General features: G+C 66.3%; 24 protein-coding genes and 1 pseudogene. 12 read left to right on the forward strand and 13 right to left on the reverse strand.

Features of this window, described 5'->3' with window-relative positions; all coding sequences use genetic code 11:
• Positions 1-32 precede the first annotated feature (32 nt).
• Positions 33-3,239 (reverse strand): HAD-IA family hydrolase, encoded by a 3,207-nt coding sequence (locus tag JZ792_RS29220; protein WP_216915472.1) that lies wholly within the window; start codon positions 3,237-3,239, stop codon positions 33-35.
• A gap of 351 nt (positions 3,240-3,590) precedes the next feature.
• Here JZ792_RS29220 and JZ792_RS29225 point away from each other — a divergent pair, with 351 nt between their 5' ends.
• Positions 3,591-4,637 carry a hypothetical protein gene (locus tag JZ792_RS29225; RefSeq protein ID WP_216915474.1) on the forward strand — a complete coding sequence of 349 codons (1,047 nt, stop codon included), beginning with the start codon at positions 3,591-3,593 and terminating at the stop codon, positions 4,635-4,637.
• Between the two features lie 292 nt (positions 4,638-4,929).
• Here the strand turns inward: JZ792_RS29225 and JZ792_RS29230 are convergent, their stop codons facing one another.
• Positions 4,930-5,208: a hypothetical protein gene (locus JZ792_RS29230; RefSeq protein ID WP_216915476.1), complete on the reverse strand. Its 279-nt coding sequence runs from the start codon at positions 5,206-5,208 to the stop codon at positions 4,930-4,932.
• A 532-nt stretch (positions 5,209-5,740) separates the two neighbouring features.
• Here JZ792_RS29230 and JZ792_RS29235 point away from each other — a divergent pair.
• A pseudogene (locus JZ792_RS29235) lies at positions 5,741-6,427 on the forward strand (DUF4389 domain-containing protein); the annotation flags it as partial.
• 293 nt (positions 6,428-6,720) lie between these two features.
• Entirely contained in the window at positions 6,721-7,113 is a 393-nt protein-coding gene (locus JZ792_RS29240) for a hydrogenase maturation protease (protein WP_308165501.1), read from the forward strand.
• Here the strand turns inward: JZ792_RS29240 and JZ792_RS29245 are convergent.
• The 4 genes from JZ792_RS29245 to JZ792_RS29260 all read right to left on the reverse strand — a co-directional run bounded on the left by JZ792_RS29245 (position 7,079) and on the right by JZ792_RS29260 (position 11,955).
• Positions 7,079-8,497 carry a wax ester/triacylglycerol synthase domain-containing protein gene (locus tag JZ792_RS29245; protein ID WP_254190512.1) on the reverse strand — a complete coding sequence of 473 codons (1,419 nt, stop codon included), beginning with the start codon at positions 8,495-8,497 and terminating at the stop codon, positions 7,079-7,081. The genes JZ792_RS29240 and JZ792_RS29245 overlap by 35 nt on opposite strands.
• Before the next feature lie 234 nt (positions 8,498-8,731).
• Positions 8,732-9,598, reverse strand: coding sequence for a universal stress protein (locus tag JZ792_RS29250; protein WP_216915480.1), 867 nt, complete (start codon positions 9,596-9,598; stop codon positions 8,732-8,734).
• A gap of 158 nt (positions 9,599-9,756) precedes the next feature.
• The gene (locus JZ792_RS29255) at positions 9,757-10,404 is read right to left on the reverse strand and encodes a response regulator transcription factor (protein ID WP_216915482.1); all 648 of its coding nucleotides are present in this window, start codon (positions 10,402-10,404) and stop codon (positions 9,757-9,759) included.
• Positions 10,405-10,431: 27 nt separating this feature from the next.
• On the reverse strand, positions 10,432-11,955 hold the full coding sequence (locus JZ792_RS29260) for a bifunctional aminoglycoside phosphotransferase/ATP-binding protein (RefSeq protein ID WP_216915484.1): 1,524 nt from the start codon (positions 11,953-11,955) through the stop codon (positions 10,432-10,434).
• Between the two features lie 234 nt (positions 11,956-12,189).
• Here JZ792_RS29260 and JZ792_RS29265 point away from each other — a divergent pair, with 234 nt between their 5' ends.
• Positions 12,190-13,089, forward strand: a complete 900-nt coding sequence (locus JZ792_RS29265) for a nitroreductase family protein (protein ID WP_216915486.1) — start codon at positions 12,190-12,192, stop codon at positions 13,087-13,089.
• A 31-nt stretch (positions 13,090-13,120) separates the two neighbouring features.
• On the opposite strand, the gene JZ792_RS29270 is transcribed toward JZ792_RS29265, so the two are convergent.
• Both JZ792_RS29270 and JZ792_RS29275 read right to left on the reverse strand, forming a co-directional pair.
• Positions 13,121-13,999 carry a DUF302 domain-containing protein gene (locus tag JZ792_RS29270; RefSeq protein WP_216915488.1) on the reverse strand — a complete coding sequence of 293 codons (879 nt, stop codon included), beginning with the start codon at positions 13,997-13,999 and terminating at the stop codon, positions 13,121-13,123.
• A gap of 14 nt (positions 14,000-14,013) precedes the next feature.
• Positions 14,014-14,541 carry a hypothetical protein gene (locus tag JZ792_RS29275; RefSeq protein ID WP_216915490.1) on the reverse strand — a complete coding sequence of 176 codons (528 nt, stop codon included), beginning with the start codon at positions 14,539-14,541 and terminating at the stop codon, positions 14,014-14,016.
• A 234-nt stretch (positions 14,542-14,775) separates the two neighbouring features.
• Between JZ792_RS29275 and JZ792_RS29280 the strand changes: the two genes are divergently transcribed.
• From JZ792_RS29280 to JZ792_RS29300, 6 genes are all read left to right on the forward strand, one after another.
• Positions 14,776-15,684 carry a universal stress protein gene (locus JZ792_RS29280; RefSeq protein WP_216915492.1) on the forward strand — a complete coding sequence of 303 codons (909 nt, stop codon included), beginning with the start codon at positions 14,776-14,778 and terminating at the stop codon, positions 15,682-15,684.
• A 105-nt stretch (positions 15,685-15,789) separates the two neighbouring features.
• Entirely contained in the window at positions 15,790-17,178 is a 1,389-nt protein-coding gene (locus tag JZ792_RS29285; protein ID WP_216915494.1) for a wax ester/triacylglycerol synthase family O-acyltransferase, read from the forward strand.
• A gap of 84 nt (positions 17,179-17,262) precedes the next feature.
• Positions 17,263-18,012 carry an SDR family NAD(P)-dependent oxidoreductase gene (locus JZ792_RS29290; RefSeq protein ID WP_216915496.1) on the forward strand — a complete coding sequence of 250 codons (750 nt, stop codon included), beginning with the start codon at positions 17,263-17,265 and terminating at the stop codon, positions 18,010-18,012.
• Positions 18,013-18,024: 12 nt separating this feature from the next.
• Positions 18,025-18,594: a hypothetical protein gene (locus JZ792_RS43640; protein ID WP_498044261.1), complete on the forward strand. Its 570-nt coding sequence runs from the start codon at positions 18,025-18,027 to the stop codon at positions 18,592-18,594.
• A gap of 5 nt (positions 18,595-18,599) precedes the next feature.
• Positions 18,600-18,941, forward strand: coding sequence for an SHOCT domain-containing protein (locus JZ792_RS29295; RefSeq protein WP_216915498.1), 342 nt, complete (start codon positions 18,600-18,602; stop codon positions 18,939-18,941).
• A gap of 289 nt (positions 18,942-19,230) precedes the next feature.
• Positions 19,231-19,452 (forward strand): hypothetical protein, encoded by a 222-nt coding sequence (locus JZ792_RS29300; RefSeq protein WP_216915500.1) that lies wholly within the window; start codon positions 19,231-19,233, stop codon positions 19,450-19,452.
• A gap of 39 nt (positions 19,453-19,491) precedes the next feature.
• Here JZ792_RS29300 and JZ792_RS29305 read toward each other — a convergent pair whose 3' ends face one another.
• Together JZ792_RS29305 and JZ792_RS29310 are read right to left on the reverse strand one after the other, a co-directional pair.
• Positions 19,492-19,890, reverse strand: a complete 399-nt coding sequence (locus tag JZ792_RS29305; RefSeq protein ID WP_216915502.1) for a VOC family protein — start codon at positions 19,888-19,890, stop codon at positions 19,492-19,494.
• Positions 19,891-19,910: 20 nt separating this feature from the next.
• Positions 19,911-20,666 (reverse strand): arsenate reductase/protein-tyrosine-phosphatase family protein, encoded by a 756-nt coding sequence (locus tag JZ792_RS29310; RefSeq protein WP_216915504.1) that lies wholly within the window; start codon positions 20,664-20,666, stop codon positions 19,911-19,913.
• A 63-nt stretch (positions 20,667-20,729) separates the two neighbouring features.
• Here JZ792_RS29310 and JZ792_RS29315 point away from each other — a divergent pair, with 63 nt between their 5' ends.
• A complete protein-coding gene (locus tag JZ792_RS29315) occupies positions 20,730-22,013 on the forward strand; it encodes an APC family permease (RefSeq protein WP_308165502.1) in 1,284 nt (427 codons plus the stop codon).
• 13 nt (positions 22,014-22,026) lie between these two features.
• Here JZ792_RS29315 and JZ792_RS29320 read toward each other — a convergent pair whose 3' ends face one another.
• The 3 genes from JZ792_RS29320 to JZ792_RS29330 form a co-directional block, all read right to left on the reverse strand.
• Positions 22,027-24,057: an erythromycin esterase family protein gene (locus JZ792_RS29320; protein ID WP_216915508.1), complete on the reverse strand. Its 2,031-nt coding sequence runs from the start codon at positions 24,055-24,057 to the stop codon at positions 22,027-22,029.
• A gap of 143 nt (positions 24,058-24,200) precedes the next feature.
• Positions 24,201-24,875: a DUF2267 domain-containing protein gene (locus tag JZ792_RS29325; RefSeq protein WP_216915510.1), complete on the reverse strand. Its 675-nt coding sequence runs from the start codon at positions 24,873-24,875 to the stop codon at positions 24,201-24,203.
• A gap of 160 nt (positions 24,876-25,035) precedes the next feature.
• A complete protein-coding gene (locus tag JZ792_RS29330; RefSeq protein ID WP_254190513.1) occupies positions 25,036-25,467 on the reverse strand; it encodes an Hsp20/alpha crystallin family protein in 432 nt (143 codons plus the stop codon).
• Between the two features lie 266 nt (positions 25,468-25,733).
• Between JZ792_RS29330 and JZ792_RS29335 the strand changes: the two genes are divergently transcribed.
• Positions 25,734-26,223 (forward strand): Rv1733c family protein (locus JZ792_RS29335; protein ID WP_216915512.1); only part of this gene is annotated, 490 nt, incomplete at its 3' end.

Genomic DNA, 26,223 nt, shown 5'->3' on the forward strand with positions numbered 1-26,223 from the left:
CGGGCGGCTTCTCCGCTCGGGCGTCGAAATCTCTACCCGAGCGCGATGTCCCACGTTTGACCCGCTCCGAGGGTCCGTTGCTGGTCCTCCACGGAAACCGATATCGGATCGGCACTGCTGGGATGCAGGCGCAGCGTGATCCGATGGTGGTTTACGGTGATCGTCAGCGGTTGGTCGCGGTAGCTGAGGGTGAATTCCACCTCGCGCAGTTCGAGGGGTAACACGGGGTGTAGGCGCAGGGTGTCATGGCGGGTTTCGACTCCGCCGTAACAGCGCAGCACCATGTCGGCGGTGCCGGCCATCGCGCCCAGATGCACGCCTTCGCGAGTGGTGCCGCGCTGGGTGTCGGCGACGTCCGCGTCCAGAGCCTGGGTGAACAGCGACCAGGACAGGGCGCGGTTGGTACGGGCCAGCACCCATGCGTGGATCAGGCGACTCAACGTGGAGCCGTGGCTGGTGCGGGCGAGATAGTAGTCCACGGTGCGCGGGATCAGCGCTGGCGGCAGTTCGTAGCCGAGGCGCTCGAAGATCTCACGCAGTTCCTCCGCGGAGAACAGGTAGAACAACATCAGCACATCGGCCTGTTTCGACAGTTTGTAGCGATTGGTCGTATCGCCCTCGGCCTGCAGAATCAGATCCAGGCGACCGATATTGCCGTAGCGGGATCGGTAGGCGTCCCAATCGAATTCGGCAAGATCTTCGTACCCGTCGAACTGGCTGATGATGCCGTCGGCGTGGAACGGCACACGCAGGCGCCGACTGATCCGGTCCCAGCGCCGCGGTTCGTCCGATCCCAGACGAAGCCGGTTCCACAGGGGCGCGCAATCGTGACCGGACAGCAATTCCACCACCTCGTTGGCGCGGGCGAGCACCCAGGCGGTCAGCACATTGGTATAGGTGTTGTTGCGGACCCCGAGGCCGGGGGTGTCGGGGTAGCCGTCGTGATACTCGTCGGGACCCATGACTCCGCTGATGTCGAAGCGATCCGTGGCCGGGTCGTGGGTCGCGAGGTCGGCGAAAAGGCGTGCGACCTCTACCAGTATCTCGGCGCCGTTTTCGATGAGGTAGCGCAGATCAGCGGTGGCCTGGTAGTACTGCCAGACGCTGTAGGCGAGGGCAAGTCCGACATGGCGCTGGCGATGGGAGTGGTCGGGCATCCATTGCCCGTTGCGGACGTTGAAGAGTTCTGTAGGAGTCTCCTCGCGACCGTCGCTGCCGCTCTGCCAGGGAAACAGGGCCCCGCGGAGGCCGGGTGCGTGTGCGGCGGTGCGCGCCGCTGGTAGCCGTCGGTAGCGGTAGCTCAGAAAGGCGCGGCTCAATTCCGGGCGGCGAAGGGTGAGTATGGGATAGACGAACAACTCGTCCCAGAAGATGTGGCCGCGGTAGCCCTCGCCGTGAAGTCCGCGGGCGGGCAGGCCGGCGTCGGTATCCGGGCAGGCGGCGACCGTGGCTTGCAGAACATGGAAGACATGGAGGTTCAGCGCGAGCCGATGACCGCGGCCGTCGCCGAGACGAATGCCGAAACGGTCCCAGAGCTGGGACCACGCGTTCATGTGAGCGGTCACCAGCGCACCGAAACGAGGGGCCTCGTCGATGCGCTGGACGGCCGCCAGCCCCGCGGTCGACAGGCCACGTTCGCGCGAGGTCGCCACGGCGGCGATCTTCTCGATGACGACGGGACACGCGGGTGCGAGGGCCAGGGTCAATTCGACACCGGGACAGTCGATCTCGCTGTGTGGCCGGAGGTCTACGGGTGCGGCGTCGGTGTGGGTGCGTGCCGCGATGGCGATCGTGATGCCGGATTGGTCGGTGACAGCCTCGTAGAGTACGGTCCGGTCGTCCAGCGCCCGATGGTTGCCCGAGCGCAGGTGCCGACCGTTGAGTGCGCGATCGGCCGCCACATTGCGATTGGCGACCCGTCCGTCGATCTGCGACGTGACCACGACGGTTCCCGACCAGTCCTCGGCCTCGACGCCGAGCTCGATGGCGGCGAGATGGGGGTGGGTCAGAGACTGGAACTGGCGTGTGGTCAGGCGTGTGGTCCGGCCGAGGCTGTCGCGGTATCGGTTCGTGCGGGTGAGTACTCCGGCGCGCAGGTCCAAATCCTGGTGGTGGCCGATCATTTCGGGGCACCCGGGATACAGGAGCGGACCCTGGTCCGCTCTTACTCTCAGCACGGTCCAGTCCGGGGCGTTGACCAGGTGTTCGGATTCGTCATCGTGGTCGTCGAGACGGGTGGTGACGCGGTTGTAGATTCCGGCGAGGTAGGTGCCGGGATAGTGCACCGCGTCCGCGACACAACCGGGTGACGCGCCTCGGGTGGCCCAGTAGCCGTTGCCGGTGGTGCACAGTGCTTCGCGTGTGCCCTCATGTGCGGGCTCGAAGCCGTCGTAGATCAGATTCCATCCACCCGCGGTGGTCGTCGTCGCGCCGCCGCACCAGCGCGTCGGCGACGGTTCCGCGAAGGTGGTGCCGGTGCGTGAGATCAGGGGCAATTCCGCGAGGTCGGTCACGACGAGATCGGCCCCGGCCTCGGTCAGTTGTGCTCGTGTACCCGTGCGGTCTACTCCGACGACCAGACCGAAGCCTGCCTCGGCTGCCGCACGCACTCCCGCGGTGGCGTCTTCGAGCACGACGGCATCGATCGGTTCGACGTGCAGGCGGCGTGCCGCCTCGACGAACATGGCCGGGTCGGGTTTGCCTGCCAGAGCGAGCCTCGCCGCATCGGTGCCATCGACACGCACGGTGAACAGGGAGGTGATCCCGGCCGCGTCGAGCACCGCGGCGCTGTTGCGGCTCGCGGTCACCAACGCCGTGGGAACCCCGGCGGCGCGCAGACCATCGAGCAACCGGCGGGCATCGGGAAATACGCACACTCCGACGCGAGCGAGTTCGGTGGCGAACAGACGTTGTTTGCGAGCGGCCAACCCCGCCACGGTCCAGGATTCGGAGGTGTCGTCGGGTTCGCCCTCGGCGACGTGCAACCCCCGCGAGCCCAGAAAGCCGCGTACGCCGTCTTCGCGACTGCGGCCGTCGACGAAGAGCCGGTAGTCCTTCACGGGGTCGAACGGCCGCTCCGAGGGGCCCGCGAGTCGAGCGAGCACTCCGTCGAACAGGATCTTCCACGATTCGGCGTGGATGGCGGCGGTGTCGGTGACCACGCCGTCCATATCGAATACGACTGCGCCGTAATCATTGACCGTTCGCCCTGGGGACGAGGGGAGATTCTCCAGACGCATAGCGGTTCTCGTTCCCCGTTCGGATCTGTGGATTCGGGCCACACGCTGTCGCGGTGCGGCGTGTCGCATCGCTTCGCGGTCGTGGCCCGAACCTCCCTAGCGGGAAGTCTGTCCTGACATCGCAATTCTCCTCGGTCGTGAACACCGACAGAAACCGTGCACATCTGACATTACGGCTGGTCGGCGACCACGGATAGTGTCCAACCGTCGTCGGCCGATGGACTTTCGACCATACGACGCGAGTGCGCCCGACAGGCGTGCGGGAACGTCGAGCGGGGACGGACGAATGGCATCGGTCCTCGGGTCTTTGGATCCTGGCCGGTGGGCGGTGTTCGCGGCGACCATCGGTGGATGACAGAGATGACTCGCTACCGGACCCCCGGGTTCGGAGCGTCGGCTGTATTGGCCGTCATGCACACACCGTTCGGCCGGGGACTTGCCCCGAATCTGGGGGAATTGCGCTACCAGGCGAGGCGTTCGGGGCGAAATATCGCATTGCCCGTGTCCTGCGTTCGTTCCGGCGACATCGCCATAGTGCGTGTCGCGCGACCGGAGACCAAACAGTGGTGGCGCAACTTCCGTTCGTCGCGATCGGTATCGGTGCGCCTGGACGGGCACTGGATCCACGGGATCGGGCATGTGGCCTCGGCGGGGACTTTGGAGCACGAAGAGGTCGCGGTGGTCTATCAGCAGAGTCATCCGCGCATGGAGATCCCGGCGACCGACCCGTTCGTGGTGATCGACCTGGCTGCCGATCGTCGGCGCCACGATATCGAGGAAGATGCCCGACGCCTGGAGACGGGCATCCGGCGACGTTGGTTCACGGCGGTGACCCTCGGAGAACTTCTGGGGTTCGCTGCTCCTGCGGTCGCCGGCTCTGTCGTGTGGGACGCCGCACCCGCTGTTGTCGTTGCCGCCATGCTGGTCGCGGGGGCCTTCGAGGGAACCGTACTGGGTTGGTTCCAGGCTCGGGTACTTCGGCAGGTATTGCCCGGCATCCGTTCGAGAGCATGGGTTCTCGCGACCGCGCTCGGTGCGTTGGCGGCGTGGTCCATCGGTGTCGTACCGATGATCTCGTCCGATGGGTTGGGGTCGTGGTCGCCGATATTGCTCGTACCCGCCCTGGTGATCGGTGGCTCGTTGTTGCTGTTGTCGTTGGGAGTGAGCCAATGGGTGGTGTTGCGCCATCACGTTCCTCGCGCTGCCCGATGGATCGCGATCACGGCCGCGGCCTGGCTGGCCGGGCTCGTTTCCTTCACCGTGATCACCACTCCGCTCTGGCACCCCGGTCAATCGGTTCCGCTGGTGGTCTTGATCGGAATTGTCGGTGGCTTCGTCATGGCCGCCACGATGGCCGCGGTCACCGGCTGGGGGCTGACAAAGCTGCTGTCGACGTGATATGCCGCGACCCGGGGTGAATGAGAACCAGCCGTCGCCATCGTCCGACGATGCCTGTGTCGTGGAGAAGAACTGCCAGGATCGGCAACGCGACCGCCAGCGGCAGCGGAAGCAGGAATGCCGGTGGCAGCCCCGCCACCGCTGCGCTCGCGATGACAATCGAGCTCGCGACGATGAACACGGGAGTGTGACGGATAAGCACGGAATACTCCTGGCAGTACTGGACGTGATGCAGTCGGTTTCGATATGGGCGGTGCGACGCGATCGGGCGGGGGAGTGCCGACGAAATCCCTCAGCGACGGGCGGGCCGACCATGTCGCGTTCGTGAGACGTACCGGGTCCGTGGGGGTCGATGCGTGGCGCCCCACCACCAGATGCGGGCGGCCACGGCCGAGTACAGCAGCGCAGCCGGGTACACCAGTGCCGGTCCGTATTCGCTCGCCCATTGCGGCAGCCGGGTCAGCGCGGTCAGCGCGGGAGTCGACATGAGCACCGCCAGCACCATCGCGGGAACTGCCAGCGGGGCCGCGGGGTCGGTGGTGGTGGCGCTCGAACTCCATGTTGTCGTCATGGTGTGAGAGCTTGCCGAGGGGCGGGGGGCGGGATGAGAGGACTCGGGCTCTATGTTCCGGGACCAACGACACCGACGACGCTCCGGTCGCGCCCATTTCCACCGAGTCGTGCGATCCGGTCGGCTTGTGAGTCGGTGACTTTCGGTCCGATCAGCCATATTCCGGAGATCTGGCACGATCTGCGGATATTATCGCCTGCCCGGCACGCCTTGGCCGATCTACGGGCCCGGTGGAGGGTCGGCGCGGGAGTCCAAGTTGTGAGCAGCCGTGGACGACCGGCGCTGTGGGTGGCGACTCCGATACCGGCCTGATGCGGGGATCGGCGCTGCATCCCGACGACGAACGGGATTCGTTGGCGTTGAAACGCCGGGGGCACAAAGTCCTTTCGACCCGGTGACCATCGGTGCCGACCCGGTTCGTTCGGCACTCGGGCCGCAGCGCCATCAGAGGGGAAGCTCGAATTGTTCGATTCCGAGCGACCTGGCACGACTTCAGGAGCACCCTGTCATGAACACCGATTCCGCCCAGAGCTATCCGGCCCGTTTGCGTGGCGACCTGGACGAGCCGCTGTCGCGCTGGCTATGGCTGGTGAAACCCATTCTCGCGATACCGCATTACGTCGTCTTGCTCTTCTTGTGGATCGCATTCGTGGTGGCGACCATCGCCGCCGGATTCGCGATCCTGTTCACCGGCCGATACCCGAGGAACTTGTTCGACTTCAATGTCGGAGTGGTGCGCTGGTCGTGGCGGGTGCAGTTCTACACCCTGGCGGCGTTGGGCACCGACCGTTACCCGCCATTCACTCTCGCGTCCACCGACTATCCGGCCGACTTCCACGTCGACTATCCCGAGCGCTTGTCCAGGGGCCTGGTTCTCGTCAAATGGTGGCTGCTGGCCATACCGCACTACGTGATTGTCCTCGCCCTCACCGGCGGCGGACTGAATCTCGGTGACAGCGACAGCGACACGACGATCCCGTTGCTCGGTGTGCTCGTTCTCATCGCAGCCATCGTCCTGCTGTTCACCGCGAAGTATCCCCGGGGTCTCTTCGATTTCGTGATGGGTATCAACCGCTGGTTCTATCGGGTCCTGGCGTACGCCGCCCTGATGCGCGACGACTACCCGCCGTTCCGATTCGACCAGGGACCGCGTGAACCCGGTGCCACGCAAACGGTTCCGACAACGCTCACCGACGGCGATCCCACCGGATCCCGGTAGCCAACCGCAGCGCTGTTCGGAGCCAGGCATGATCGTGCGGTCGGTGGCCGATCGGTCATTCCTGGAACCAGTGGTCGAATGTGGCTGTTATGAGCCACGTTTCATCGTGGCTGGTAGTGGTGCGGGCGAGCGCATAGTCAGCTGTGGCGGATCGCCCGCACGGCGGCGCAGTACCCACCGTCGAAGTTCGTCAGCGCCCCACACGATGAATGGGAACGGCAGCTTGAAGGCGAGCATCGACGGAGTGAGAGCGGCGATGCCGAGCAGACGCGGACTTCGCTCCCGGAGTGGTCGTGGCCCGGTCCGAGGGCGACCCCACCGAACTATTGGACATCTGGACGGGTGTCGGCCTCGCGGTCGTCGTCGACGCCGTTCGCCGCGGCCCGGCGACCGCGGGTCGAATCCGACGGTTCGGCGTCGACGCGCTGTGTGGCGGTTCGGGCAACACCGGTTCCCACGCTCTGTCCATTCCCGAGGCCGTGCCACTCGGGCGCGCGCTGGACCGCGTTCCCGGCGAACTCGTCGTCGTCGCGGTGGAGGCCGACTGCTTCGACTTCGGCGTGGGTCTTTGCGAGCCGGTCGCCGCCGCGGTGCCGCGAGCGGTCGAGGCGGTGCTGACGGAGTTGCGGCATGTCGTACGGATCGATGACGTCATTCCCGGTGTGAACGAGGATGAGGCACGCTGACATCGACCCGCGGCCCCATGTCCTCGACGAGGTCGAGCACGCACTGGAAACCCTCGGCGAGACAGACTGTCAGGGGCACGATATCCGGGATAGCGGCGGTATCCGCGTTGATAGCGATACAGCACGTTTCGACATGCGACGTCAGCGTCACGTTCACCGCGGTACCGATGGTGGGGCCGAAGGCATACATCCGGTCGATCCGCGCCCCCGCCAGATACAGCGGAACCGGTGAACCGGGGACGTTGGAGGCCACGAAGTCGACGTGTTTGAGCATTTCGGTGAGCAGTCCGACCGGCAATCGATTGAGGCCCGCGGCGACAGCGCTGGAGAACGGGATCGCCGGTTCGTGACGCCAGCCGGCGATCGTGGTGTCGACGGCGCGCATGAGGTCGGCGGTACCGGCGATGTCGACCGGTAGCGCGAAGCGGGCGAGCGTGATGCGATTGCCGCCCAGCGGATCGTCGGGCCCGCGCAGGCTGATCGGCATGGTCAGCCGCAGCTGGTGTATCTGTTCCCCGTGCCGTGCGTGATAGGCCCGCATTCCGATGATCACCGCCGTCAGAAAAGCGTCGTTCATGGTGGCGCCGACAGTCTGTGCGGCCCGATGCAATTGCGCGACAGGAACTTCGAGCATCGCCAGTTCACGGCGGGTACTCCGCCCGGTCATCACCGGCGACATCGTCGAGGTGATCGGCCGGACCAGGCGGGCCAGCGAGGTGACCAGCCTGGAACCGTCGCGGACCGCCCGCGCCGGGTGGGTGACAGCTCGCCATGCGGTGGGCAGTGTCGCGGTGATGCCGCCCCGGAGGAGATCTGTGCCGACCGCCCAATTCCACGCGGCGATATCGAGCAGCCCGGTGGTGCTGCCGGTGGGCGGCTCCGGCGTGTCGGCGCGATCAGTGCCCGCCCGGTCGACGTCGAGCATCTCCGTCGCGATCCGGATGCCGCCGATGCCATCGGTGAGGCTGTGGTGCACGGTCAGCACCACCGCGCATCCGCCGCCGTCCAGACCGGTCAGCACAGTCGACCGCCACAGTGGCCGCACGGGATCGAACGCGGTCATCGCCTCGGTGCGGGCGAAGTCGACCACGGCGGACAGGGTCGCCGGTTGCGGTAGCGCGGCGCGGCGCACATGCCAGAGCAGGTCGAAATCGGGGTCCGGGGCCCACTTCGGCGGAGCGAGGCCGAACGGTACACACACCAGCCGCTCCCGCAGTCTGGGAACCAGACGGGTGCCACGATCTATCGTGCGAACCAAGCGATCCCAGTCGGGTTCGGCGTCGAGCAGCAGGACCGAGACTATCGTCGAGCGCAGCGCCGGGTCGCGCTCCATGTTCCACGAGAACAGGTCCGACTGCGACATATGGGTTTCGCGGTATTCCATCGCCTGCTGCCTTCGCCTGAGTGAGTTCAGCGTGTCGAACCCACCCGACCCGATTCGGCACTCCCACCGACGTCGCGAGGATTTGTGTGGATCGACGTCGGGGTTCCGGCGACCCCGTGCCGGTTTTACATACCGAACAGTCTGCTTGGATTCGGCCGATTTCGCGCGGACACGAAGACCTCTATGGGGAGGCCGTTCGTCCTCTGTTCGGGCCACCCACCGGTTCGCGCTCGGTCAACTGGTCCTGGCGATGATGACCGGCACCTGGGCTCCGTGCAGTACCGCCTGGCTCACCGATCCCAAGGTCATTCCGGCGAAACCGCCACGGCCGTGGCTTCCGACCACGATCAATTCCGCGTGTTCGCCCGTCTCGAGTAGACGCTTCGCCGGACGGTCTTCGACAACGATCCGCCTGACCGCGACATCCGGATACGTCTCGCCGTAGCCCGCCAGACTCTCCGACAGCAGTGCTTCACCCTGCTGTTGCAGGTCGTCGCGCGACACGTACCGGAACGACTCCGACCAGGTCAGCACCGCGACGACATCTGTCCCGCGGCGCGACGCTTGGTCGAAGGCGATCTCCACCGCACGCTTGCTACAGGAGGAGCCATCGACGCCGACGACCACCGGCCCGGGTCGACCCGCTGTTTCCGGTACCTCGGGAATCACCGCGACCGGGCATTCGGCATGCCGGGCAAGCGCCGTGCTCACCGAACCGAGCAGGGTGCGCCCGAACGCGCCGTGCCCCCGAGTGCCGACGACGATCAGGTCCGCGTTCTTGGAGCGGTCGCGCAAGGTCGGGATGGGCGGAGCTTCGACCAGATCGGTGGTGATGACGAGGTCACCGATCGGCGCGGCAGCCGTTGCCGCGGTTTCCGAGGCGGCGTCGAGTGCGTCCCGACCCGACTCGCGGAACCGTTCGTAGTCGTACTGATCGAATGCGATACCCGGTCCGAACTCCGTCGGCGCGACGATTGCCTCGAGGATGTCGAGCCGGGCGCCCCGGCGTGCCGCGTCGATCGCGGCCCAACGCACGGCGGCGAGTCCATCGGGCGATCCGTCGATGCCGACGACGATGGGGAGGTTGTTGTTGGGAGACATGAGATTCGCTTCCTGACGGATTCGGGGCGGGCGCTGCGAGGCGGCGGGCCCGTTGATTCGACTATCCGTAGGTTAGGAATTTCTGTCGGTGCGCGATGCGGCCGTTCGACCCGAATGACCGGGTCCGAAGGCACATTCCCGGAAGTGGTCGTGCTGGCTCATTCCTTCTTGTAGGGCGTGTCCAGCTTGGAGGCGATGACCGCGGCCTGGGTCCGCCGCTCGACGCCGAGTTTGGTCAGCAGTCGGGATACATAGTTTTTGACGGTCTTTTCCGCCAAGTACATGCGCGCGGCGATCTGCCTGTTGGTGAGTCCCTCACCGAGCAGCCCGAGCAGCACCCGCTCTTGATCGGTCAGTGTGGCCAAGGGGCCGGTCTTGGTCTCGGTTTCGGCGCGCAATTTCGCCATGAGTGCCGCTGCGGCCCGATTGTCGAGCAATGATTTGCCTGCCCCGACGTCGCGGATGGCGTCGACGAGTTCGGTGGTGCCGATGTCCTTGACCACGTAGCCGCTGGCACCGGCGAGGATCGCGTCGAGCATCGCCTGTTCGTCGGTGAACGACGTCAGAATCAGGCAACGGAGGTCGGGGTGCTGGTCGAGTAGTTCGCGGCACAGTTCGATGCCGTTGCCGTCTGGCAGCCGGACATCGAGCACGACGACTTCCGGCCGCAGGGCTGGGATACGCGCGAGTGCGTGGGATACGCTGCCGGCCTCGCCGATCACCTCGAGATCCGGCTCGGCCTCGATCAGATCGGCGACCCCTCGGCGCACAATGTGGTGGTCGTCCACCAAGAAAACCGTGGTCATGCGGACCTACCTTTGTCGCCCATTTTCTCAGCTTACGACGGCAATCGGTGATGTGTGCCGTGGACGGGCCTCGGACGAATGACCCGGGTCCGTCGATTTCTGTCCGTCCCACACGCGGCGCGCGAGTGAGATGGTGTCGGCCAATGTCAGCGCGGTATCCACCGGCGTCGCATCCGACCAATCGGCCGCTGTCCTCGACATGGCCGCGGCGATCGAGGGTGTCGCGTCGGAGTCGCCGACGGCGCGGTGACGAAGACGGCCCTCGGCGACCGAGGGCGGGCATTGGCATCGCAATTGCAGCAGGTCCGCGTGTGTCTCGCCCGCGAGGTCGCTCGCGTGCGCGCGTTCGTCGGCGTCGATCCAGCTCGCGTCGAGGATTACCGAGTGACCGGTCGCCAGGAGTTCTCGGGCCATCGCACGGATCTCGGCGTAGACACGCGCCTTCGCGGTGGCCGAGTACGCGCCCGCGCCGAAGTCTCCGGTGGTCCCGATGACCTCCCTGGTGGCTCGTAACTGCTTGCGCACGTGGTCACTGGAGAGCAGGACCGCGCCGGTCGCCGCCGCGAGTTCGCGGGCGACGGTCGATTTGCCGGTGCCGGGTAGCCCGCCCACCAGTACGAGCCGAACGGCCGCTCGCTCGAGGTGGCGCAGTGACAGCAGCAGATGCCGCCGCACGCGGTCACGGGCGGCTTCCTCGCCCTGGCCGAAGCGGATAGCGTCGACTTTCGCGCGGACGAGAGCACGGTAGGCGATGTAGTGCGAGCGCAAAGACGGTGGAGCGGCGTCCGCGGTCACCCGCTGGTAGTCGTCGAGGAGCCGCGTGCCCAGGTCCGCATGTCCGCGGAACTCCAGATCCATTGCCAGAAAAGCGATGTCGTCGATGCGGTCGAGGTACCGCAGGCGGTCGTCGAAGTCCAGGCAGTCCAGCACGCGAAACCCGTCGGCCAGCTCGAAGATGTCCTCGGCCTGGAGATCGCCGTGCCCATCGATGATGTCGCCCGCGGCGATCCGGTTGTTCAGCAAGGGTTCCCGGCCGTCGATGTAGCGCATGGCCTTGTGCCCGATCCTGGTCAGGAAGGCGGGATCGACGACATCGGGCCGCTGATCCGCGAGGCTGTCCAGCAGAATCTGCCACCGTTGTCGTAGGGCAGCGCCAGTGCCTTCGGCGTCGATTTTGCTGCCACGTAGTGCTGTCGCGTGGAAATCGGCCAGTACCCGAACCAGAGCGGACAACTCGGCGCCGCGCTCGGCTGGATCGGCCAGAACGTTGGACAGCCTGGCACCCTCGGGCATGCGCCGCATGACGATCACCGGCTCGGCGGGGCCGCCCGCCGGATCGCTGAGATGGGACAGGCCGATATAGACGTCCGAGGCCAATCGGCGATTCAGTTCCAGTTCTCTCGCGCAGGCGCGTTCCCGTAGTTCCGGTGTGCTGAAGTCGAGGAAATCGGTGCGAATCGCCTTCTTCACCTTGTAGGCCCGGTCGGCGTAGAGCGCCACCAGGCCGGTATGGGTCTCCCGCAGTTCGGCGGGCGCCGCGTACTCGCTCATGGCGCGAATCCTTTCGATGTGGATACGCCCAGAATCGCGGATCGGCGCTCGTCCTGGGATGGCCGAAGGTCATCGAAGCGTGGGATTTCCGCATCTGTACGGACCGACCGTGCATCGGGCCGCGGAAGTCCCACGTGTAGGGGTCGTCCTGCTCTAACCCGGAACCGTCCGACAGTGGCAGCGTGATGGAGCGAGTGTGGGGTATGCGGAGAGACGACGAGAGGATGCCGGCAGATGAATGACCGACTGCCCTACGACATCGCGATCGCGGCTCTCACACTGGCTGTGCGGGCGCCGTCGGCCGGCAACACGCAACCGTGGCGGTTCGGCGTCAGCGAGCGCGGATTACGCCTGTATCTCGATGGGAGCAGAGTCCGTTCCGGCATCGATCCCAGCGGCCGCGAGTCGGTGCTGAGCTGCGGCGCCGTGCTCCACCACCTGTGTGTCGCGCTCGCGGCGCTCGGTTGGCTGGGCGTGGTGCAGCGCCTGCCCGATCCGAGAAATCCGGACCACCTCGCCTCGATCGGATTGATGCGGCATCGACCGACCATGACCGACGTCGCACTGAACGCCGCGATCACCCACAGGCGTTCGGATCACCGGCCTTTCGGCTCTGGGCCGGTTCCGCCCGGCTACTTCGGGCTGGTGTCCGAGCGCGCCGCGGCGGCGGGCGCGAAGGTCCGCCAGGCTACCGATGAACCGCGTGAACGATTGGCCGAGTTGATGCGCGCGCCGTTGCCCGCAGTGCGCACACCGGACCTTCTCGCACCGACGTCCGTGCCCGAGATCTTCGTCGCGCTTCGGCCGGTCGAGCTCGATCGCGCAGACTTGCTCGTGCTCGGCACCGACTCCGACGAGCGCGAATCGTGGTTACGCGCGGGGGAAGCCGCCAGCGCGGTCCTGTTGACCGCGACCAATATCGGATTGGCGACCTGCCTGAGGAGTTGGCCTTTCACCGCCCGTGAACTCCGCGCCGCGATTCGTCGCCGGGTACTCGACGGTGCAGCACACCCGCAGGCTGTTGTCCGCATCGGCTCCGCACCGGTCGGTCCTGCGTTGCCGTTCCCGGGTCGGCGTCCGCTCCAGGACATACTCGAGCCGCTCGGTGCCGATGCACACGACGCCGATTGCTGACCGGAGCCGCGCGCCGCGGAAGGTGGCGGCCTCAGTCCGTGGGACGCGAGGATTCGGTGACGGCCTCGATGACGGATACCAGTCGCGACTTGGCGTCGCGCGCGATCGCTGCCAGCGTCGCTCGGTCCTCTGTGTCCACGAGTCGTAGCGGGTCCACGGCTTCGATGATGGTCGTTTCGCCGTCGGCGCGCAGCACGATATTGAACGAGAGCAGCAGCCCGGCCCTGGGATCGAGTTCGAGTGCTCGATGCGCCAGTTCCGCGTTGTACGCGCCGAGGATCCGGCAGTCCTGCATCGCAGTGCCTGGGTCCGCGTGGAACGTCGTGCGTGCATCTACTTCGGTCAGGACAGTGAACCCTTTGTCGGTCAACGTGTTTCGAACCAGCGTTGCGGCCTCGGGGAGCGTCGCCGGTAACCGGATCGCCAGGTCGGGCCTGGTGACTACAGGTAACCGGATTTCGGTGATGAGATCATTCGGATGCACTGCCTCGTCCGGTGCCACCAGATAGACCTCGGTGGGTGGTCCGCAGGCGTAGAGGTTCGAAGCGCCGATCCAGTCGTAGAGGTCCCGGTAGGCGGTGCCGATGTGCTCGTAGCCGCCGTGATGGGTCACGTAGGCGAACCGCGTGGGTTCGGTTCGCCGCACGGTGATCTGTTCGGTGGTGCCGTCGACCGGACCTGCGGTGACAGGCAGCCCGAAGTCCGCCTCTGTCGTGTGACCCGGTCCGAATTCACCGTGGTAGGTCGTCGACGGCGGGCCCGTGGGTACGAGCCCGATGCGGCCCGCGAGCTCGTACAGTTGCCGCATTCCCGCGCCGATATCGTCTCCCGCCTGCTCGGCGCGCACCGCATGCCTGAGTTCGAGTCGAGTGTGCGGCGCGGACTGCGCCACCGTGATCCGATGCGACATCGTCGTCCTTCCGTTCAGAGCGGATGTGCTGGGCGGTCGACCTCGGTGAGGCCGATGCGTTCGCCCCACGCCTTCGCGCGCTTCAGCTCTTTCGTCGATGCCGGTCCCAGCACGTTGTAGACCAAGAACTCCGCCGGATCGCCGACGAGTTGATAGCCGAGGCGCCGCAGCTGTTTTCCGATGGAGTGCACGGCCGAGCCAGGTGGAGGGAGTAGGTGGACAACCCGGGTTTCGAAAGCTGCGGCTCGCGTGCCCGGCGCCGGTGCGTGGGCGTTGGCCAGCCACTCCCGGATACCGAGATCGATCACGATCGGCGCACTCGTCCGGTGCGTCGCGATCCGGCGCGCACGGGTGCCGCTCATCCCGAACAGATGGGTGCGGGCCCCGACGACGAGCAGGTCGACCGTCGGCTCGGGTTGCTCGCCCGCGGCGACCACATTCATCACCTCGACCGTGCCGTAGGCACGCAATCCCGCCGCGACGGCCTCCGCGAATTCGGCGGTGCTGCCGAACAGTGATTCGTAGACCACGCGGGCATGCATCGGAGTTCTCCTGCTCCTGTACCGGACAGCTCGACGTTACGGCGAGACATGCCGGTGCACACAGTGCCGAACTGCCATTCCCCGATGGACGTTCGTCCATGGTCGGGCTCGATGGTCGGACCGGCGACCCGACGATCGGTGGCCCACGAGGAGAGGTCTTTTGTCCCTGCCGTATCGCCGCCTCCTCCGAGGATGCTCGATATCGATACAGTCGCGCAGACGAGAGGCTAGACCATGGCCGACCATCATTCCCCGCAGTCCGGCCCCCCGATAATCGCCGCCATCGACAGTTCGGCGTGTTCGTACCAGGCGGCGGCGTGGGCGGCCCTCGATGCCGTGCTGCACCGCAGTCCTCTGCACCTACTGATCGCCGTCGGGATTCCGCGGGGGTTCGGTCCCGGTGCGGCACCGAGCGCCGCGGATGCGGAGTGGCTGCGCCGGGACGGTGAGCGGATACTCGTCGAGGCCACCCGGATCGCACGGGAGGCGGTCCCGGGTGAGGAACTCGAACTCACGACCGAGGTGACATTCGAGAATGTGATTCCGGCACTGCTCGACCGTTCGGAACGGGCACGGATGCTCGTGGTCGGAAGCAGGGGTGTCGGCGCGTTTCATCCCGGACTGCTCGGATCGGTGACCACGGCTGTCGTGCGACACGCGCACTGCCCGGTGGCAGTCATTCACGACATCGCCGATATCGACCCGGATCAGGGCAAGCGTCCGGTGATTGTCGGGGTGGACGGCTCGAGCAACAGCGTCCACGCCATCGGGCTCGCGTTCGAGGAAGCCTCGCTGCGCAAAGTGCCTTTGACCGCCTTGCACACTTGGAGTGACGCCGGCAGTCTCGATCTGCTCTGGTCGGGCTGGGAGACGGCCCGCGAGTCGGAGGAAGCCCTGCTTGCCGAGCAGTTGGCCGGCCTGCGCGAGCGCTATCCCGATGTGCCGGTCCAGCGGATCACCAAGGTGGATCGGCCCGCGCGCGCACTGCTCGAGGCATCGGCGAATGCTCAGTTGCTGGTTGTCGGAAGCCACGGCCGCGGCGGTTTCGCGGGCATGATGCTCGGCTCGACCAGCAACGCGCTGCTGCATTCGGCGCAGTGCCCGATCATCGTCGTCCGAAATGGCCAACGTCACCGGTCCTGAGGGCTTTCGCACCTGGTGACGGCACAGATCCGACTGCCACGATCGAGTGGTGGCAGCGGCCGTGTCCGACCAGGTGACGGCGCACCTCGGAGATGGGCAGCGCGAATGACCGGACTCGGCCCGTTGGATTCGGGTTTCATGGAACTGGAGGACACCGACCGCCACGTGAGTGCCGGAATCGGCGCGGTGGCGATCGTGGCCGGCCCGCCCCCCACGCGCGCCGAGTTCACCGCGATGCTCGCCGAGCGGTCGGGCAGAGATCCGCGACTGCGCCAAAGGGTCCAGCGCGCACCGTGGGATATCGCCGCTCCGGTCTGGGTCGACGATTCGAGTTTCGACATCGGACACCATCTTCGTTGGATGGCCCTGCCCGAACCGGCCGACGAGGCCGCGCTGTGCGAACTGATCGCCGTGGTGATGGAAGAACGGTTCGATCGAGACCATCCGCTCTGGCAATGCGTCGTCATCGAACACCTCGCGGGAGGGCGATGGGCAGTGGTGGTGAAAGCCCACCACAGCATGGTCGACGGGATCTCCGGAATCACCATGTTCGAGCGGCTGTGTGACGAATCGGTCGACCTCGCCGCGACTTCGGCGCCGACGAAGGATTCACCGACCGACTGGCGTCGACTACTGGTCAGGGGGCTGCGGCTCCCGATCGACCTGCCCCGGACAGCGCTGGCGACCGTTCGGGCAGCTGTGCCGCTGATCCTGGATGTGGTTCTGCCCGCGCCGGATTCGTCACTCAACGGTCCGATCGGACGGCAACGCCGATACGCGGTGGCGAAGACCTCGCTACCCGAGGTCCGCGAGATCCGGACGACGTTCGGGGTGACCATCAACGACGTCGCCCTCGCCGCGGTGGCCTCGGCGTTCCGGACAGTGCTACTCGGGCGCGGCGAGGAGCCGCGAGCCGACAAACTACGTGTTCTGGCCCCGGTATCGATGCGCGCCTCGGGCGCGAAAAATATTCTGGACAACCGGGTTTCGGCGATGTTGCCACTGTTGCCGGTCGAGCTGACGCACCCGGTCGAGCAGTTGGCCGCGGTGCACACTCGATTGTCGCGACACAAGGTCAGAGGCGAAGCGGGCGCGGCGAATTCGTTCCTCGGACTCGCCGATCGACTGCCGTTCGCGCCGGTGGCCTTGGCGCTGCGCTTGGTGACAATGTATCCCCAGCACAGCGTCTCCGTACTCGCGACCAATGTCCCCGGCCCGAAACACCGCCTACATCTGCATGGCGGAGAAGTGCTCGAGATCTTCGCCTACGCCCCGATCGCCATGCGATTGCGCACGGGCATCACCGTCCTCAGCTACGGCGACCAGCTTGTATTCGGTATCACCGGCGACTACGACAGCACGCCCGATATCGACCTGATCGCCTCCGGTATCGAGAAAGCCGTCGCGGAGTTGCTTCGGCACGCGCGACAGGACCCCGACGCCGCTTCCCGGTACCTCTCGATCGTCGCCGAAGGGGTGCCGGAGGGCCGGTGAACCCGTGACTTTCGGCCATCGTCGGCCGTGCGGGCGGCGCGGGATGCTCGATCGACAACACCACCGAATCGAAGGATTCTCATCATGAGCACTTTCAGCGGACGTACCGCGATCGTTACCGGCGGCGCACGCGGCATCGGTGCCGCCATCGCGAGCGCGTTGGTGAAAGAGGACATATCGGTGGTGATCGCCGACCTACTCGAACACGACGGCACCGAACTCGCTCGCGCGCTCGGCCCGAACGCGAAGTTCTGCCGACTCGACGTCACCGACGAGGCCAACTGGAATACGGTGGTGGACGAAGCGGAAGCGGTTTTCGGTCCGTTGGCCATTCTGGTGAACAACGCGGGCATCCTCGATTTCGGCACCATCGATACGCAGTCGCCCGCCATGTTCCGGCATGTGGTGGACGTGAATCTGTACGGCGCCTGGCTCGGAATGCACACCGCGGTCCCGCGACTGCGTGCCAACGGTGGCGGGGTCATCGTCAACATCTCCTCGACAGCGGGACTGGCGGGATACGCCGGAATCGGCGCGTACGTGGCAAGCAAGTGGGGCCTGCGCGGACTGACCAAGTCCGCCGCGGTGGAACTGGGCGCAGCGGGCATCCGCGTGTGCTCGGTGCACCCGGGCCCCATCCACACCCCGATGACCGCGGGGCTCGGCGACGCGCTCGCCGCGGATCAGCCGCTGGCGCGATACGGAGAACCCGAAGAGGTCGCCGCGATGGTCCGGTTCGTGATCACCGAGGCCAGCTTCTCCACCGGCTCGGAATTCGTGCTCGACGGCGGCGCGACCGCAGGCCAGGCCTTGCCACTGCCCGACGCGTCCTAGGCGGCGGGTCCGATGGTCGGATACGTGTCCAGCGGTCTGCGGCCCGGCCGGCCGGGCCAGGAATCGGCGCCGAGAACGGCGGGTCGCGAATTCTCGTCGACGGCGATCACCGGGACGGTGATATGTCTGGCGCTCGTACTGGTCGCCGCAGTGATCGGTACCGTGATCGCACTCGATACCGCGGCAACGATCCGCGCCGAGAACCGCGGCAAGGTCGCAGTCAGCGCGACCCTCACCGCGGACCCACAGCGTGCCGCGCCCCCCGACAGGCGATTCCAGGCTCCTGTGGAATGGACCGTCGACAGACGGACTGCGAGAGCCACCGTTCACGTGCCGGACGACGCGACACGCGGCTCACACGTGGTCGTATGGCTCGACGCGAAGGGCAACCTGGTCGGCCCGCGGAGGAATTCGTGGCATGCGGCAATGGCCGGCGTCAGTTCTGGCGCCACCATCCTGCTGGCCCCGATTTCGGGCGCACTGTTTTTCAACTGGGCGGCCGGACGTTTGGAAGGTCGCGGGCACGGCTCGCGACGGGCACGGTACCGGTGGCGGCACGACCACCGGACCAGAGAGGAATAGCGGTCATGTACTGGAATGATCAGATGTATTGGCATGGCGGCATGATGAACGGCTGGATGTTCGTTCTCGTTGTTCTCGCAGTGATACCGCTGTGGCTGGCGTTGGCCGTGGGCATAGCGGCGGCGATGCGGAACACGGCGCGGCCCGAGCGCGGGCAAATCCCTCGATCAGGGGATGCTCCGATCGGAGGTATCGAATCCCGTACGCCCACCGAAATTCTCGCGCTCCGATTCGCCAACGGTCAGTTGGACGAGACCGAATATCTGCGACGGTTGTCGATATTGCATCATCGCGTGGACGACCCAGGGGTGTCGGCAAAACCACAGACTCGTCCGGATGATCTGTAGCAGGTCCGAACAAACGGCATCGGGCTGTGCGGAGTCAGGGAGTTCCCAGCTGAGCACAGTGCCCGCTCGGCGATCAGCGGACCAGACCAGCCTGTCGATCTCGTTCCTCTCGTTCGAGCGAATCGCCGCTGCGACCGACCAATCCGACACCTGAGGCGGACGCACGGTGAAATGCCTGGTGGGCTTACCAGGCAACCGGGGCGTCTCCCGGCAGCTGAGTTGTACGGTCGATCTGAGCTGGCCACCCAGTCGAGCCTCGTGGTGGCGCACCCGCCACCGTGGAACCGGAGTGCAAGTCGCCGCCGCGCTCGACGAGCTCGCCGTGCGCGTGGGGATCGACCCGCTGGTGCGGGTCATGTCGCGCTTCAACGGCGCGCGGATCCGCTACAGCCTGCACGTATGGACGCCGAATGCGATGATCCAACACCGCACAGAGATCATCGACCTCGTCGACATCACCACCATCTTGCGGGCTCACGCCGAAGATGTACGCACCTACGAGGCGCGCTGACGATGTCCTGCACCCGACCGGGGCACGGCCGTGCTGCGGCTACCGCTCGGCACGGGTTTCCGTGTGGGTGGGTTGGAACAGTTCGACCAGGTTGCCGGCGGGATCGGTGATCAGTATCTGACTTCCGCCGGGTCCGGCGACCTTGTCGCTGTCGAATGCGATATCGGCGTCGCGCAGGCGTGCGATCTCGGCGTCGAGGTCATCGACGGGTAGATGAATGCGGTTACCGCCTCCGGCCGTGTCGGCGGGCGTGGCGCGGGCACCGGAACTGGTAGGCCCCGACAGCAGTAGCCGTAGTGGCCCGCGGGTGACGTCGGCGAATGCGGGTGCTGCGTTGGTGTGCAGGGTGAAACCGAGGTGGTTGGTGTAGAAGTCGATGGCGGCTTGCACGTCGTCGACGAGGTAGCGGATATTGGCGTAATCGGCCGAAGTGGGCATTTTCGTTCCTTCCTGGCGGTTTATCGGGTGGCGAGGACCGGCAGCAGATGGCGGGTGCGGGTGTCGATTTCGGTGGCGGTGGCCTGGAACAAGGGGTAGCTGTCTTCGTCGGTGTCGCCGGTCGCCGCGGGGTCGGCGATGCTCCAGTGGATCGCAACTGTGCTGTTCCCGAAGTCGGGGCAGATTTCTCGGGCCTTGTCGCACAGGGTGATCACCGCGTCGAACCGGCGCTCGCCGAGGGTGTCGAGGTGGCGAGGGGACTGGTCGGAGATGTCTATCCCGTACTCCTGCCGCAGGACCCGCACCGTATTGGGGTGCATAGCGGGTTTCGGGCGGCTACCGGCACTGAGGACTTCGACGTGTCCACCGCAGTGGCGCCGCAACAGGGCCTGCGCGATCGCTGAGCGCGCGCTGTTGCCGGTGCACACGAACAGTACTGCCAGCGGTCCGGCGGGTTCGAATGCCGTTGGCGCGCAGCGAAGTCGAAGCGCCGGATGCAGCGCCGCGCCCGCGCCGATCAGGATGTCGGCGCAGTGGTCGAGATTCAGGTGGTAGTAGCTGTCGCGCCCGTCGTAGCTGCTGCGCGTGCTGGTCACCAGCCCGCCGTCGCGGAGCAATCGCAGGTGATAGGAGACCAGGTTCTGCGGTTCACCGACCTGTGTCACCAGTTCTCGGACCCGGTAGTCACCGCGGGACAGTTCGTTGAGCAACTGCCAGCGGATCGGGTGCGAGCCCAGGTGAACAAACGGTGGAACAGCTTGACGGGACCGCGCCATAAGCAGAGGATATCACCAATACATCAAATAGAGTTGATGCAATGTGATCGAGGTGCAAGAACGGTGGCCGAGGCAACGCGGACCGATACGCCGGACGAACTGCGTCGCACCCTGGGGTTGACCGACGCGGTGGTCATCGGCCTCGGGTCGATGATCGGCGCGGGGATATTCGCGGCGCTGGCTCCGGCGGCGCGGGCGGCGGGCTCGGGCGTGCTGTTGGGGTTGGTGATCGCGGCGTTGGTGGCCTACTGCAATGCCATGTCCTCGGCACGATTGGCGGCGCGGTATCCGTCCTCGGGCGGGACGTATGTGTACGGACGTGAGCGGCTGGGGGAGTTCTGGGGGTACCTGGCGGGATGGTGTTTCGTGGTCGGCAAGACCGCGTCGTGCGCGGCGATGGCGCTGACGGTCGGTGTGTACGCCTGGCCCGAGCACGCGCACGCCGTCGCTGTCGCGGCGGTCGTCGCATTGACGGCGGTGAACTATCGGGGCGTGCAGAAGTCGTCGCTGACCACCCGTGTGGTCGTCGCGATCGTGCTCGCGGTGCTCGCGGCGGTGGTGGTCGCGGCGCTGAGCGCCGGATCCCCCGATGTCGCACGGCTGGAATTCGGTTCCGGCATAAGCATGTTCGGGGTATTGCAGAGCGCGGGTCTGCTGTTCTTCGCCTTCGCCGGTTACGCGCGGATCGCGACGCTCGGTGAGGAGGTTCGTGACCCGGCGCGCACGATTCCCCGCGCGATTCCACTCGCCCTCGGTATCACTGTGCTCGTGTACGTGGCTGTCGTGGTCGCCGCGCTGATGGTGTTGGGGCCACAGGATCTGTCGCGAGCGAGCGCACCCTTGTCGCAGGTGGTGCGGTCGGCCGGGGCCGAGTGGCTCGAGCCGGTCGTTCGCGTCGGCGCTGTCGTTGCCGCGGTCGGGTCGCTGCTGGCGTTGATACTGGGCGTTTCGCGGACGACACTGGCGATGGCCCGTGACCGCCACCTGCCTTCTGTTCTGGCGGCGGTGCATCCCCGATTCGGAGTTCCGCATCGCGCCGAAGTAGCCGTCGGCATTGTCGTGGCAGTGCTGGCCGCGACCGCCGATGTCCGTGCCGCGATCGGGTTCTCGTCGTTCGGCGTCCTGGTCTACTACGCGATCGCGAATGTCTGCGCGTGGACACTGCCCGCAACCGAGCGCCGACCGATGCGGGCGATTCCGGTGGCCGGATTGATCGGATGCGCGACTCTTGCCTTCACGCTGCCGTCCTCGTCGATGCTCGCGGGCGCGCTGGTCGTCTTCATCGGTGCTGTGATCTACGCCGTTCGCCGATGGAGCACTCCGAGGGGCAGCGCTGGGCAGCCCTGAGCCGGGGGCTCCCTCACAACCCGGATGGATAGGTCTCGGGTACCGTGCCGTTGATCCATTGGCTGGTCGGTTCCAACGGCGTGATCGCGGTGGTCACGTCGAGGTGAATGAGTGCGTCGAACTGATCTGCTGGTCTGGCGTGGTAGTAATGGCTCTGGCGTTCGGTACCGGGGCGGTAGATCACCCCGATGGCTCGCTGCAGCCGCGGTTGTCGCAGGATATCGATCGCGTCGCCAGGAAGATCCATGCGGAGCACGAATTCCGTCATTCCGGTGTCGTGCATCATTTCTTCCATGCTCGACCTGAGTGCAGGCCGTACGCCCTCGCGTTTGGCGGGACCGCCCCATTCCTCGGCGGCCGTGACCGAGCCGGCGTAGGTGCTGAATCCGATGCAACGGCAACCGGCACCGTATTTCTGACGGACCAACTGGCCGAGCGTCAGCTGGTCTTCCGCGCCCATCTCGGTCGCGCGGGCGTCGCCCACGTGCGAGTTGTGCGCCCACACCACGATCCGCGCCTGTCGGTCACCTGGCTCGTCGGGCTGTAGGTGTTCGACCAGCGCGTCCAGCGTCTCGGCCATATGCCGGTCTCGTAGATTCCACGATGAGACGCGGTCGCCGAACATCGCGCGGTAATACGTCTCCGCGTCACGAACGGTCCACGCATTGCGGAGTGCGTCGAATCGGTCGTCGGCGTCGGCGGGGTCCGAATCCTCCCGCGCCAGGAGATCATCTCGTAGTTCGATGAGTTGCTCGATCGCCTGCGTCTCACAGGATCTTCCCGCTCCGAAAGCGGCCGCGAATCCATACGCCTGTCCGTCGTCGCCCGAGATATGGTCGAAACAGCCGTATCGGTCGCGCGCCCGCAGCGCCGCGCGGGGATCCACGCGGTCGAGGTAGTCGACCACCTGCTGCATGGATCGGTGCATGCTGTACAGGTCGAGGCCGTAGAAGCCGGTGCGCGGGAGATCACGTGATCGCTGTTCACGGTTGTGATCGTGTAGCCAGGCTATGAAATCGCGGACCACCGTATTGCGCCACATCCAGGAGGGGAAGCGCTCGAATCCGCGCAGCGCCTCCTCGGCGGTGGTATCCGTCCCGTGCCCGTGTACGTAGCGGTTCGCTCGGTAGGCATCCGGCCAATCGGCCTCGGCGGCGACCGCGGTGAAACCCTTGTTCTCGATCAGCCAGCGGGTGATCGCCGCCCGCGCGGCATAGAATTCCTCTGTGCCATGCGAGCTTTCGCCGATCAACACGATCTGTGCGTCGCCGATCAGTTCCTCGAGGACATGCGGGGGTGGCATGCCGCCCGGCGCCTCGACGGCGGCCGCGGCGATGGTCGCCGCGATATCGATGGGTGGCACAGCTGTTCCCGTGGTCCGCGTGCTCAGCAGCACCCGTACCTGTTCGTCGGTGACCTGGGTGAAGTCCCAGAACGACGCGCCGACCGACCCGAACGGCGAAGGCATTGTCGCGCAGACCACTTCATCGACGCCGGCCCCCAGCTCGCGGCAGGTCGACTCGGGGGCGGCCGGGACCGCCACGATGATTCGCTTCGGTTGGTCCGCCCGTATCGCCTCGACCGCGGCGAACATGCTCGCACCGGTGGCCAATCCGTCGTCGACCAGGATCACCGTCCGCCCCGCCATCTCGAGCGGGCCGCGGTCGCCACGGTAGGCCGCTTCGCGGCGATACAACTCCTCGGTCTCCGCGCGGGCGATCCGCCGGACCTCCTCCGCGGTGATATGTAATCCGCGGATCATGTCGTCGTTGAGCACGATTCGTCCGCCCATCGCCAACGCGCCGATGGCGAATTCCGGATCGCTCGGCGCGCCGAGTTTGCGCACGATCAGCGTATCCAGAGGTGCGTCGAGGGCCGCGGCGACTTCCCAGGCGACCGGGACCCCGCCACGGGCCAGGCCGAGCACGAGCACGTCCGGGTCGTCGCGATAGTGTTCGAGCAACCCGGCGAGGACCCGCCCCGCCTCGTGCCTGTCACGGAAGATCGTCCGGGGAGTATCGGATTCCACGCGAACCTGATTCATTGTTGTTCCCTGAGTTACGGAGTGGACCGAGTCGTGTGGTTACAGCTCGCCGTCCTTGCTGATCGATGGCGGGCGGCGATGATGTCGATGTGAGGCCGCAGTACCACCCGGGCCGCGACATCGCTGAGTGATCCGGGCGCGCATCACGATTCCGCGCCGTCGGCGCCGACCAAGCCCTCCGCGAGTAGTAGGCGATGTGCCTGCTGCGCGGCGGAAGCCATTCGGTCGTTCTCGATTTCATCGATCGGCAGACGCTCGGCGCCGCGCGCGAGTAGCGCTACCGCGGCGCCGAGAACCTTCACCCGGTCTTCGAGGTGAACGAGCCGATCGGCATCGGCCTGCCCGTTGCCTTCGGAGGTAGTGGTCGGCTCGAACCGCTGCGCCCGCGCACTGTCGAGATCGCCGGACAGGACACGGAACAGCGGCATCGGCATGACCGCGGACACCTTGTTCAGCTGTCCGGGCGAGAACAAGTCGTTCAGAGCTCTCGTGACCGCGCCCGCGATCTCCGGTACGTCGTCGGGCTCGAGACCCGCCTCGGCGGCGAACTGTCCGACGAACGCGCCGACGTCGTGGTGTACCGGGACACGGCCGGGCACCCATCCCTCGTAGTACATGCCTCGCAGTACTTCGGGCAGTTGCGCGGCCAAGTGTGCAGAGCTGCTGACACCGATCCGGTCGCGTACCGCGTGCAACCAGGATCGCAGTACCCGATAGGCGAAAACTCGGTCGTCGGTGCCGATACTCTGCGCGACCGTGCGCACCCACGCGTGCGCTGTCTGAAGTGCGGCGGCGAACGGATCGTCCTGATGCGTCATGTTTTCCTCCTGGGCTCATCCGGCGCGACGAGCGCCGTAGCTCGAGCCTGCGCCGTCGTGACCGACCTCCACAGGGCCCAAGGTCGGCGGAGCCGGGGCATTGGTCCCGGGTTCGCACCGGATTCCGGGCCGATCATCGAGATCCGCCCGGATGACCCGGCTACTCCGCGGACGTGATCGTCACATGCTTCGGCTCTGACGCCTCGGCGGCGGCGATCGGAACGGCGATCGTCAGAATTCCCTTTTCGTAGGTGGCGGCGATGTCGTCTTCGTTCGCGCCCTCGGGCAGGGCCACCGAGCGGGTGAACGAGCCGTAGGTGAACTCGGTACGTCCCTTCGTCTCTTGCCGCTCGCTCCGTTCCGCCTTGATCGTCAGCAGTCCGTCCCGGACGGTCACACTGACGTCCTTGTCCGGGTCCACGCCGGGAAGCTCCGCGCGAACGAGATATTTGCCGTCGGCGGTCTCGTCTTCGACGCGGATCAGACGGCCTTCGACGAACGGGCGGATGTTCTCCACGGCGGGGAATCCGGTGAGCCAATCGGTCAGATCGGGCCACAGTGAGTGGTGCCGGTGTGCGGGGAGCAGGCTCATGATGGCCTCCAAATGGTGGGGACGATGACGATTTCGATTCGACCAGGGATGAGCGGATCGCAGTAGAGACCGCCGACCTACCGGCAAAGGTCTTTGGTCGTCGCCGTGGAGGGCCGATCCGCCGCCGACCGATGGCGGTCGCCCGGTGTCGGCGGGTCGCCGAAAGCGAGGTCGGTCGACCCGTCGATCAGAGGACCTTCTTCTCTGCCGCGCCATCACTCGAACGCGGGATGCTCGTCGACAGATTCGACGCGATCCGCGTCGAGATGACAGCACCATCGGAAGAGGTGATCGAGGTGGCCGCCTACCCGTCGCTGCCCGTGCGGCTCTGGCGAACCGCGCCGTGGCAGGCCAACTCGTTGATGCGTATGTCGGACCGGACGCAGTGGGTGATCTGCCTGTTCGCCGTCGCGATGGTCATCGTCGCGGTCCCGCTCGCGGGTGCGGTGGGCACCATGCAATACGCGGCATCAGTGGACCGCATCGATGTCGAGAATGCCCGGAAGACGCCGGTGAAGGCGATGCTCACAGCCGAGCCCGAGCGGACACTACCGGCGACTAACCGCTACGGCGCCGACGATGTCCAGTTCGAGGCCGAGGTGCAGTGGAGCCGGAGCGGACATACCGCGACCGCGACCGCTGATGTTCCCGGCGGATCTCGTCGCGGTGACGAGGTCACGATCTGGCTGGGGTCGGATGGCGAGCCGACCACCGCGCCGGCTGGAGCGGATGATGCCGCGGGGGACGGGGTAGGGG

This window comes from Nocardia noduli, from assembly GCF_019038455.1.
Taxonomy (GTDB): Bacteria; Actinomycetota; Actinomycetes; order Mycobacteriales; family Mycobacteriaceae; genus Nocardia; species Nocardia noduli.